Consider the following 11,066-nt stretch of genomic DNA (forward strand, 5'->3'; position numbering starts at 1 on the left):
CATGTTCGGATTTTCAAACTCTTTTTAAAATATAGTCTAATTCATTATTTAAATAAATACGGCAATTTACACGCACTCAATGCGTTTTAACTGCTGGTTATTAGCTGAACGCTTTAACCTTCTGCGTAATATGTTTATGTGTTATCACATTACACCCAGAGTCTCATGATGATAAAGTTATCGAAAATGATTAAACGATCAGATAATGGATATATCCCCTATAAACTTCAAGTTACCCCTCGTAAGACGAAAGCAGCTTATTATCTCCCCATGTTGCGGGGGGATAATAAAGGTATCTTGAAGTGCGGCGAGTATAAAGTGTTTATGGTTCAGATATGCTACTGGATTATTAAGGTTTTGTATCCATTGTTATGGAATGATGAATTTATATGGTTTATGCCGATGAAAATAAGCAAAAAATAGATTTTAATGGATTATTTTATTCAATAAATATGAGATAATTCAAAGAGAAATCAGAGGATTAAACTCAAATGGAAACGTTATCCATGTAATAACGCTATAAAGACCTCTGTTATAGCTTCGTAGATTGTTTTTCGTACTTGTACAATGCTAGGATGTGTTTTCACAGCCTGTTTTTTGTTACCTGTGTTTCTATTACCTGCTAAGGCATATGCAAGGTATATTGCTGATGAAATATAAGAAAAAAACCACAAAAACGAGAACAATATGAAAAAGTATCGTTTTTCAGATAACGCTTTTTTATACAGCGTATGGCTCCTTTGGGCAATTGCATTGGGACTACATCTGTATGGTGCCCATCTTAGTTGTACCATAACAGCAATTTTATCTTTTTTAGCTTTAGTGTCTTACTTTATGAAAATGAAATTGAGAATAAACGCTATGTTTGGAAAAAAAACAACCGAGGCACCTGCTGCCAGTTCTGTGACGCCCATTATCGGCATCAAGGCCGAAGAGAAAAAATTACCTGAGGCTGAGACTCGTCCCAATACCATTATTGCAAAGAACTCTGTCTTCAAGGGTGATATTGACATGGAAGGGGATATTCAGGTCTGGGGTAAAGTTATTGGCAATATCCGCGTAAAAGGGGGGGCTATTCGTATTATGCATGCCGGTAAAGTGGAAGGTGAGCTGAATGCCCCTGAAATTATCATTGACGGCCATGTTGAAGGTACATGCTGTGCGGAAACATTGGATATTCTTGAGCATGGCGAATTACGGGGTATCAGCCGCTGCGGCAGCATGTCAATTCGACGTGGCGGGTTATTTGTTGGTCAATCTGAACAGGTTGAGAATAAGAAAAAATCAGACATCGAGCGGGTTATTTCCATCAGAGATAACCAAGGTGATAAACAAAAGGCGTTGTGATTGTTGAATTGGAAACTGAAAGATTATGGCTGCGTGCCTGGAGAGAAGAAGACAGGGAGCCTTTCTTTCGCCTGAGCCGTCATCCTGACGTCATGGAATTTTTTCCTAATATACTGACCAAAGAACAGAGCAATCTTTTTATCGATAACTGTATGCGTAAGTTTGAAACGCAGGGCGGTTGGGGATTATGGGCGGTTGAATTAAAACAGAGTCGTGAATTTATGGGGTGTGTCGGTTTGAATATCCCGAATATTGAATTTCCATTCTCTCCTTTTGTTGAAATTGGCTGGCGTCTGGACAAACCATTTTGGGGGCAAGGTTATGCCTGTGAAGCCGCTCGCCGGGTTTTTGATTTTGCATTTACGGAAATCGGGCTGGAAGAAGTTGTCGCTTTTACCACTGTTTCTAATTACCGCTCGGAGAGTGTGATGAAGAAATTGAGCATGACCAGAGATGAAAAAACCTTCCTGCATCCCGGCTTGGAAGAAAATCATCCATTGAGAGAGCACGTTCTGTATCGGCTTCGGCGTTCAGATTTTGTGTGAAACATCAAGGTTACCCTGATGAATAGGGATAACCTTGATGGAAGCTATTTTAGGCCGGATTATTGATGCGGACAATTTATTGCCGGGAGATAACCAGAGCGACGCGGCCGATGAATTTGATATCGCTGATGGCACAATCAAAAGTGACATCGCTGTCGCTGACCCTGATCTTGCTGATTGGGATTTTGGCAATCTTTTTGATGCTGTGCATACCCTCAATATCCACCAGCCATAAGCCATCCTGAATATTACCTTCTTGGGTATCCAGCAGATACCATGAGGCACCATCATCAATAATCAGCGGATTTTTCAGTTCCCTGGAAATCAGCTCGCTGTCCAAAATCACCGGGTTAGCCTCATTGAGCTTACCACCCGATAATTTTACGCGAGAGATGGATGGGGCAATGATATCTTCCAACCGTTCCGCTTTTTTGCCGCTTTCTCCATCTGGAAACATTTCTCCCTGACCTGTGCTCAACCACAGCAGTGAAGCACCAGTTTCGAGATTACACTGGATGATCCAATCCGCGGGAAAGCTATCACGAAGGTAGCGATTTGCCATCGTGCTTTTGGAAACGCCCAAATGGTCACTCAGGGCCTGACGTGATTTAAACCCATATGCGCGGACAAGACGTTCAATAGCAGGTCTTCCCCCACTATCGGCCCCCATTTTGATCTCAATATTGGTATTTTTCATTGATAGTACAGATAAGAGCTATTAGCATCCCATTAAGGTTCTCATTTTGAGATCTTCAATGAGCCCGGATTGGTTAAACCGAAAACCATCAAGAGATATTGCATCATGAACGCCCAAATTTCAATCTTTAATGACCTAATTCTAGGACATGGGGTGCCGTTTGAAATGGAGGGAAAAAAGTGGAGGGAAAATATGGCGAATACTGAAAAAGAAAAGTTTACCCAGATTAACCTCGGCCAGCGGCTGGAAGGATTGAATCATTTGTCGAGGATCAGGGCGATATATTGGGGGGAAAATGAGAAGGAGTTAAACCGGTTTTTAGCTGATATGCGCGATAAAACAGACCGTTACTACGAAGAGAATAAACGGGCGTTATCGGCCATTTTCTACTTGGCGAATATCCCGCGCATCCGCCACGATAGTGAATTCAACCATTTTACCCAAAAGGAAAAACAGGCGCTGATCAGGGCGATGAATCATATCAAGGTCGTTGTCAGTCAGTTTCCGAAGTACCTGACACTGGCTGGCTAAAGACCGTTTTCTACTAAACACATTATTGCTTTGAACAAATGGCATGAGTACGCCAGACCCTCGCACATCCTTAATATGGTGAAATTGATGAATTTTGATGTTATCACGCCTAAACAACATGACATACCACAGGGCGTTTCAATGGCAGAGCGCCTGCTCTGGGCAGTCAACGCCGAAGATCATCAATGGCGTCACCAATATATCGGACAGATGCCGGATTTTCTGGCGAAATATTTCAGCCATCGTTATATCGATATTTTTAATTGTTCAGGCCGCCGTGAGGCAAATTCTTTCCTGAGAAAAACCGTCGGGCAGAATGTCTTGCCAAGATTGCAGTTGGTCAAAGCGAAGTATCAATTTCGCCATCGTATCTCTGGCATGGCACCTTTTCCTTTTATTGAACAATTGGAAAATATGGCGACCTATGATCGCAAACAACTCTTGAAACTTGCCCACACTATTTCTGTTTTTATTTCCGGCAACTATGAACACTATTCTGTGCTTTTTACCCAAAAGCACGCATCAACTTCTGTTGACTGCCAAAATGATGCGCCATTTTCCCGCGTTGCCCGATTGTACCGGTTGCTGGCAAAGCTGACGTTGCAGTGTGGCACTAATCCGCCTTATTGGCAGCGTTTCAATGGGGGGCGCAAAATGCCCTCGGTCGATCAACTCTGTTCGGGTATGTTGCGCATGATGTCTGCCCGCTGGTGGTATTTTCGGCTAAAGCACCTGCGTGATATTCAATCTGAACATCTGGCCATTGCTGTTGGGCAGGTACAGCAAGCTGCTTCTCCTTACGTTTCACGCCGGGCATTGCGGGAATGGCTGGAACAAAAGCGGCGCAATCGTGAATTTTTCCAACACTTTGATTTGGAAAATGAAAAAGGGGAGCGCATTTCACTGGCAGATACCGTTGTGCATAGCAATGCGAACCCGGCGATCCGCCGTTGTGAATTAATGGTCAGAATGCGCGGTTTCGAAGAGGTTGCCAATAAAATGAACTGCGTCGGGGAATTTTATACGATGACGGCTCCGGCAAAATATCACGCTGTTCAGCGACGGGGAGGGTTTGTCAAATCCTGGAATGGCGCAACGCCACGTGATACTCAACGTTATTTATGCCGTGTCTGGGCAAAAGCACGGGCGGCGTTTGCCAGAGCGAAAATTAATCTATTTGGTTTCCGTGTGGTGGAACCCCATCATGATGGTACACCGCATTGGCATCTGGTGTTGTTCATGTTGCCAGAGCATTTGCAGCAGGTCAGAAGCATTCTTGAGCGTTATACCTGTCAGGAAGAGCAGGAAGAGTTGCAGAACGATGAAGCTAAAAAAGCCCGTTTTCATTATCAGGCGATTGATCCCAATAAAGGCAGTGCAACGGGCTATATTGCCAAGTACATTTCCAAAAATATTGACGGTTATGCACTGGAAGAAGAAAAAGACCATGAAACCGGAGGCTCCCTGCGCGATATGGCGAAATCAGTGACTGCTTGGGCGAGCCGTTGGCGTATTCGCCAATTTCAACAAATTGGTGGTGCCCCGGTTTCGGTTTGGCGCGAATTACGCCGGCTCAGGGAAGTCCGTCTCGCTGATCATAAGATAAACGCCGTGTTACAGGCAGCAGATGAGGGGAATTGGGCGGATTATACTCAAGCACAGGGCGGGCCTTGGGTTGCGCGTCGTGATTTAGTCATTCGCTTATTTTACAAAAAAATCCCTTTTGGCAGCCCTTACGGTGAAGATGTTCAATCCATCCAAGGTGTGACCTCACCCTTTTTGTCTGACGCCGGATTTATTTGTACACGGATCCACCAATGGACCATCGTGCCAAAATCGGAATCTACGGTGACACCTGAACGAATTGTGTATCAAAGAAGCAAAAAATTTGCCCCTTGGAGTTCTGTCAATAACTGTACGGATGAACAGGAAAGCAGCAAGATAAGGCGGTATTTCGACCGTGGCATTGGCATAGTAGAAAAATCAGTCAAATTGGCAAATATTTCTGCTAAAACAGCGAGCAACAGTGATTAACGATCAAATTTAATCACCAGAAAAGGTAAAAACTACTTTAAATTTAGTCTTATTACGTGTACTGTATATATATACAGTTTATTATGTGGAGGCAGGTAAATCAGTGGAATCTCTTATGGAATCATTGGTAGCGCAACGGATCAATTTCATTGCTCGGATGGCAACAAGTTGCGAATGCAATCATGCGGAAGACAAAGAGCTGGCACTGGTTTGGATAGCGGAGCTATCTGCACCTTATGAAAAAAGGTTTAACAGTTACCAGAGTAAACTGGAAAACGATCTGTTAGGTAATGAGGTGACCGGTAACAAAGTATTAAGGAAGGCGGATTCAACAGAAGAATAAATTTAATATTACCACACTATCCTGATACAAATTTTAGCATTGGAACCATTAGCAGTACCTCCGTAAGAGTGACAGGGACTAAAAAAGGCAGTGAACACGAACATATAATGAACTCATTCAAGAGGTTTGGGAGGATAATCGCCAAGGGGCAGGGAAATGATTTCCTGCCCCTTGGTTTATGTGTACGGCATACCTGACAATCTCACCGCATTGAGTCATTTCGCCAATTATTTGATCATGATTCTCCGAATTAACTCACAAACTATTTTTTTGAAAAGAAGATTTTTGAAAAGAAGATTTCTGCAAAGAGGAGAGGAGCGTATATGCAAATTATTGCACAACAAAATGAAACGGTGGATGCCATCTGCTGGCGCTATTATGGCCGCACGTTGGGAATGACTGAGCGTGTATTGCAGGCAAATCCGGGATTGGCTGATTTTGGCGCGGTACTGCCTCATGGAACGCAAGTGGAAATGCCAGAATTTATGCCTGCCGCCAGCAAACCCATTATTCAGCTTTGGGATTAATGAGGAGGCTGAACAGTTTTGTTAGGGATCAGAGCATTAAAGAAACTGCCTTTGATGGTGAGTTTGGTTGTCGGTGCAAGCCTTGGCTGGTGGGGGCATCGCACTCTGTTTCTCAATGAAATGACGAGCCTGAAACAACAGCACGCAGACCAGCTTGTCGTCATCAACCAAAAAGCCCAATCGGAAATGCTGGCTGTGGTTCAGCAAATGAAAGCAGCACAAAATCGGGCAGCACAATTGGATGAATACTATTCAGGAAAATTAGCTGATGTTACCGAAGAAAATACAGCTTTACGTGCTGACATCGCTGCTGGTCATCGGCGGGTGCAAATCGCCGCCGCCAACCTTGCTGGCTGTCAGCTCACCCAAAACCGAGATACCGGCACCGGCAGCGTGGGCGATGGAACCCAAATCGAACTCACTGCAAAAGCTGGACGCACTATTTACGATATCCGGGGCGGCATCATCCGCGACCAAGCCAAATTAGACTATTTGCAACAGTATGTACGCGAGATTGTGCGGCAGTGCAAACCACAATGATCACCGTTTATTTCAAAGACCTTCTTTCATCTTGGAGAAGGTCTTTTATTTTATTGATTTAAAATGATTTTATGGCTGGATTTGTAGGGTGTTTCCTACAAACCCCGTTTAATGCCCGGCCGGCTTTTCCGTGGCATTCTTACGTCATGAACACACAACTCACTGAACTGATGCGCTTATTGCGCAACCTGATCCGAACCGGCGTCATTACCCAAGTGGATACCACAAAAGGAATGTGCCGGGTCGCGACGGGCAATCTTGAAACCAACTGGCTGCACTGGCTGACATCCAGGGCGGGAAACTCCCGCACATGGTGGGCGCCCAGTGTCGGTGAGCAGGTTTTATTACTGTCCATGGGCGGAGAGCTGACCACCGCCTTTGTATTGCCTGCGATTTTTTCAGATGAGTTTCCGGCGCCATCAACCTCACCGGAAGCAACGCACATCCAGTTTCCGGATGGTGCTGTGATGGAATATGAACCGCAATCCGGCGCACTGACGGTGACTGGCATCAAAACCGCGACAGTGACTGCTTCGGATTCCGTCCATATTACCGCACCGGAAATCACCTGTGTCGCCAGCAGCCGAATTACGCTGGATACACCGGAGGTCATCTGTACGCAGCTAATGAGCACGGGCAACTTGATTGTGCGCAACGGCGGCAAAATGACGGGCAATATTGAACACACCGGAGGCACATTCAGTTCCAACGGCGTGGTCGTGGATTCCCATAAACACACCGGCATCCGGTCAGGCGGTGACACATCAGGAGGCCCCGTATGATGTATCTGGGAATGAATCGGCAGACCGGCCGAGCGTTGACAGATTTGGCGCATATCCGGCAATCCGTCAGCGATATTTTATTAACCCCCGTGGGCAGCCGTATCGCACGTCGTACCTACGGATCTTTGCTGCCTGAACTGATTGACTGGCCGCAGAATCCTGCGCTCCGGCTTCAGGTCATGGCGGCCAGCTTTACCGCAATCAGTCGTTGGGAGCCGCGGGTGACGCTGACTTCCATCACGATGGAAACGCAACAGGACGGCAAAATGGTGGTGGATATTACGGGGACTTATCATCAATCCGCCCAGGAATTTTCACTTTCTATTCCGGTGAGTCATTCCCGGTGAGGTAAGACAATGCCAACAATCGATTTAAGCCAGTTGCCACCACCGGATGTGGTGGAACTACTGGATTACGAACAACTGCTGGAGGAGCGCAAAAAAGGCTTGATATCGCTCTATCCAGACGATCAGCAAGAAGCCATTGCCCGGACTTTGCAACTGGAATCGGAACCTTTGGTCAAGTTGCTGGAAGAGAACGTTTATCGTGAATTGCTTTTGCGTCAACGGGTTAACGAAGCCGCCGGCGCGGTGATGGTGGCCTATTCGACCGGCAGGGATCTGGATCAGTTGGGTGCGAACAATAACGTATCCCGCATGGTTCTGCGTCCGGCGGATAACACTACCGTACCCCCGACACCGGCAGTGATGGAATCTGACAACGACTACCGCGTTCGCATTCCACAGGCTTTCGAAGGTTTGAGCGTTGCTGGCCCGGTCGGGGCGTATGAATACCACGCCCGCAGTGCGGATGGTCGGGTTGCGGATGCGTCGGCCATCAGCCCATCGCCGGCCAACGTGACCGTGACCATTATGTCGCGGGAAGATAAGGGCATCGCTTCCAAGGCGTTGCTGGAAATCGTCGAGAAAGTGCTGAATGACGAAAACGTGCGTCCGGTGGCGGATCGCCTGAAAGTCCAGTCAGCGAACATTGTGGAATATGAAATTGATGCGCTGCTGTACATTTTCCCGACACCGGAATCAGAGCCGATTCGCAAGGCGGCGGAGCAAAAGCTCAAACATTATGTCGAAGCGCAACATCGCTTGGGACGGGACATTCGTTTGTCGGCGATTTATGCGGCACTGCATGTGGAAGGTGTCCAGCGCGTGGAACTGAAAGCGCCGTTGAAAGACGTCGTGCTGGATAAAACCCAGGCATCTTACTGCACCAAAACCACCCTGACGATGGGAGGTTCGGATGAGTGATCGCCTTCTGCCGATGGGTTCGACCCCGCTGGAACTTGCGGCAGCGAAGGCCTGCGCTGAATTACAGCAGGTAAAAGTGCCCCTGCGCGAGTTGTGGAACCCCGACACATGTCCGGTATCGCTGTTGCCCTATTTGGCATGGGCCTGGTCGGTGGATCGTTGGGATGAGCACTGGTCTGAGAGCACCAAAAGGGAAGTAATCAAAAGCTCACTGTTCCTGCATAAACACAAAGGAACGATTGGCGCGATCCGGCGGGTTGTCGAGCCATTGGGTTATCTCATCCGCGTCAAAGAGTGGTGGCAGACCAACGAAACACCGGGCACGTTCCGGCTGGATATTGGTGTTCTGGAAAACGGCATCACTCATGAAATGTTCGAGGAGCTGGAGAACCTGATTTTTGATGCCAAGCCCATCAGCCGGCATTTGATTGGCTTGGATATCAATCTGGACACGCGCGGTGAATATCACTATTCGGCAGCGACTTACAGCGGTGACGAACTGACCGTTTACCCTTATTTCCCGGAACAAGTAACCGTATCCGGCGCAGAAGTTGTGGGCGCGGGCATACATATTATTGATGACATGAGGATTAGACCATGAGTACCAAATTCTTTGCGCTGCTGACGCAGTTAGGCGCAGATAAATTGGCAAATGCCGCGGCACTGGGGACTAAAATTGAAATTACCCATATGGCCGTTGGTGATGGCGGCGGCAGCCTGCCGACCCCAGACACCAAACAAACCAAACTGATTAATGAAAAACGTCGTGCCGCGATTAATACGCTGAGCATCGATCCGAAAAACACCAATCAGATCATTGCGGAACAGGTTATTCCTGAAAACGAAGGCGGCTGGTGGATCCGTGAAATTGGCCTGTTCGATAAAGACGGCATCCTGATTGCGGTAGGTAACTGCGCAGAAACTTACAAACCCCAATTGCAGGAAGGCTCCGGCCGCACCCAGACGATCCGCATGATCCTGATTGTCAGTAGCGCTAATGCGGTGACATTGAAAGTTGACCCGTCGGTGGTTCTGGCGACGCGTGAGTATGTGGATAATTCTATTACGAAACATGCGAACAGCCGTAACCATCCTGACGCAACGCTGAAAGAGAAGGGTTTTGTCATCCTGAGCAGCGCGGTGGACAGCAATAGCGAAACTCATGCCGCAACCCCGAAGGCGGTGAAAGCAGCGTATGATTTTGCTAACGCGGCGAATAATAATGCGAATGGGCGCGTTCCGGCTGGGCGTAAGGTAAATGGCAAGGCGTTAACTGCGGATATTTCACTGAATGCGGGAGATGTCGGTGCCTATAACAAAGGTGAAACTGATGCACGGGTGAATGAAGCGAAAAATTTAGCAAATGCTCGTCTGGAAAAAAGCAAGAATGGTGCTGATATTCCTAATCGAGATGAGTTTGTGAAAAACCTCGGTTTAGCGGGAACCGCCGATCTCGCTAGAAATGCCTACCCAAAAACAGGCGGAACCGTGAGCGGTAACGTGAATGCTACGGGATACGTGTCTGGAGATGGGGTATATGAAGCGGGTGGGATTCGGGTTTATAGCCCGCTCAATAAACCCACACCCGATGATATTGGCGCTTATCCCAAAAGTGGTGGGATCGTCAACGGCAATGTCGATGCGACTGGCTATGTGTCGGCAAACGGTATTTACGAATCGGGTGGAAAACGTGTTTACAGTCCCAATAATAAACCTACACCCGATGACGTTGGCGCCTATCCGAAAACAGGGGGGGTATTGCAGGGGAATTTAGAGGCAACAGGTTTCGTGCGTTCCGGTGCGGGGCAGGATGTGACATCGTCCCGTGATATTTGGGCACAACGCAATATTTGGGAAAATGGGCAGCGTGTTTACAGTCCGAATAATCCACCGACCGAGGTGTTGTTCGGAGCATCTGGCTGGTATCGGGATAAATCGAACGGGGTCATTATTCAGTGGGGTAGTGGCAAATACAGGGATGGGCAGATGGTTAAATTTCCGAGGCCATTCACCGTCGCGGCGTGTGCGGTGACGATCAGCGCGAACCCTGTTGACACCGGTTATCTGGAAGCGGCTCTCTGTTATCCCTACTCACTCAACGAATTTTTGGTGGGTTGTGCTGTTATGACAGGAAACGGATTCGTGCCTGAACCGTCGTTGAATTGTACCTGGATAGCGATTGGATACTGAGGTGAGATATGTATGTTTATAGTGCAAAAAATAACGCGTTTTACCCCATTGATTGGCAGCAATTTTATATTGACGCAGGCACATGGCCGGATGATGGTATCGAGGTGAGTCAGGCTGTTTATGACGAATTCATGACCCCTCCTCCGGACAAATATTGCATCGCAGGGCCTGATGGTTTGCCTGTATGGGCAGATGTTCCCCCGCCCACGCCAGAAGAATTGCAGCGGAGAGCGGAGCGGGAAAAACAATACCGGATGAATGTTGC

The 11,066-nt window shown here is 47.4% G+C and carries 14 protein-coding genes; 13 read left to right on the plus strand and 1 reads right to left on the minus strand.

The annotated features are described in order from the left end of the window. Nucleotides 1-861: 861 nt before the first annotated feature. Both PSI17_RS09240 and PSI17_RS09245 read left to right on the plus strand, forming a co-directional pair. Nucleotides 862-1,347, plus strand: a complete 486-nt coding sequence (locus tag PSI17_RS09240; protein WP_273551712.1) for a bactofilin family protein — start codon at nucleotides 862-864, stop codon at nucleotides 1,345-1,347. Beyond that, complete coding sequence (locus PSI17_RS09245; protein WP_273551713.1) at nucleotides 1,344-1,892, plus strand: GNAT family N-acetyltransferase; 549 nt, start codon at nucleotides 1,344-1,346, stop codon at nucleotides 1,890-1,892. Before PSI17_RS09240 ends, PSI17_RS09245 begins: the two co-directional genes overlap by 4 nt. Before the next feature lie 76 nt (nucleotides 1,893-1,968). On the opposite strand, the gene PSI17_RS09250 is transcribed toward PSI17_RS09245, so the two are convergent. Beyond that, nucleotides 1,969-2,589 carry a phage repressor protein CI gene (locus PSI17_RS09250; RefSeq protein WP_273551714.1) on the minus strand — a complete coding sequence of 207 codons (621 nt, stop codon included), beginning with the start codon at nucleotides 2,587-2,589 and terminating at the stop codon, nucleotides 1,969-1,971. A 192-nt stretch (nucleotides 2,590-2,781) separates the two neighbouring features. On the opposite strand from PSI17_RS09250, the gene PSI17_RS09255 reads away from it, so the two are divergent. The 11 genes from PSI17_RS09255 to PSI17_RS09305 all read left to right on the plus strand — a co-directional run. Continuing rightward, entirely contained in the window at nucleotides 2,782-3,120 is a 339-nt protein-coding gene (locus PSI17_RS09255; protein ID WP_273551715.1) for a DUF5347 family protein, read from the plus strand. Between the two features lie 87 nt (nucleotides 3,121-3,207). After that, entirely contained in the window at nucleotides 3,208-5,154 is a 1,947-nt protein-coding gene (locus tag PSI17_RS09260; RefSeq protein WP_273551716.1) for a replication endonuclease, read from the plus strand. 115 nt (nucleotides 5,155-5,269) lie between these two features. Next, nucleotides 5,270-5,497: a hypothetical protein gene (locus tag PSI17_RS09265; protein WP_273551717.1), complete on the plus strand. Its 228-nt coding sequence runs from the start codon at nucleotides 5,270-5,272 to the stop codon at nucleotides 5,495-5,497. A 323-nt stretch (nucleotides 5,498-5,820) separates the two neighbouring features. After that, nucleotides 5,821-6,024, plus strand: a complete 204-nt coding sequence (locus PSI17_RS09270; RefSeq protein WP_273551718.1) for a tail protein X — start codon at nucleotides 5,821-5,823, stop codon at nucleotides 6,022-6,024. An 18-nt stretch (nucleotides 6,025-6,042) separates the two neighbouring features. Beyond that, nucleotides 6,043-6,564 carry a lysis system i-spanin subunit Rz gene (locus tag PSI17_RS09275; protein WP_273551719.1) on the plus strand — a complete coding sequence of 174 codons (522 nt, stop codon included), beginning with the start codon at nucleotides 6,043-6,045 and terminating at the stop codon, nucleotides 6,562-6,564. A gap of 146 nt (nucleotides 6,565-6,710) precedes the next feature. Further along, entirely contained in the window at nucleotides 6,711-7,346 is a 636-nt protein-coding gene (locus tag PSI17_RS09280) for a phage baseplate assembly protein V (RefSeq protein WP_273551727.1), read from the plus strand. Then, the gene (locus PSI17_RS09285; protein ID WP_273551720.1) at nucleotides 7,343-7,693 is read left to right on the plus strand and encodes a GPW/gp25 family protein; all 351 of its coding nucleotides are present in this window, start codon (nucleotides 7,343-7,345) and stop codon (nucleotides 7,691-7,693) included. The genes PSI17_RS09280 and PSI17_RS09285 overlap by 4 nt, the downstream gene beginning before the upstream one ends. A 9-nt stretch (nucleotides 7,694-7,702) precedes the next feature. Next, entirely contained in the window at nucleotides 7,703-8,611 is a 909-nt protein-coding gene (locus PSI17_RS09290) for a baseplate assembly protein (RefSeq protein WP_273551721.1), read from the plus strand. Continuing rightward, complete coding sequence (locus tag PSI17_RS09295) at nucleotides 8,604-9,212, plus strand: phage tail protein I (protein ID WP_273551722.1); 609 nt, start codon at nucleotides 8,604-8,606, stop codon at nucleotides 9,210-9,212. The genes PSI17_RS09290 and PSI17_RS09295 overlap by 8 nt, the downstream gene beginning before the upstream one ends. After that, nucleotides 9,209-10,801 carry a phage tail protein gene (locus PSI17_RS09300; RefSeq protein ID WP_273551723.1) on the plus strand — a complete coding sequence of 531 codons (1,593 nt, stop codon included), beginning with the start codon at nucleotides 9,209-9,211 and terminating at the stop codon, nucleotides 10,799-10,801. The genes PSI17_RS09295 and PSI17_RS09300 overlap by 4 nt, the downstream gene beginning before the upstream one ends. Before the next feature lie 8 nt (nucleotides 10,802-10,809). Next, the coding region (locus PSI17_RS09305; RefSeq protein ID WP_273551724.1) for a tail fiber assembly protein at nucleotides 10,810-11,066 on the plus strand (257 nt) is incomplete at its 3' end.

This window comes from Xenorhabdus sp. IM139775, assembly GCF_028598745.1.
Classification (GTDB): domain Bacteria; phylum Pseudomonadota; class Gammaproteobacteria; order Enterobacterales; family Enterobacteriaceae; genus Xenorhabdus.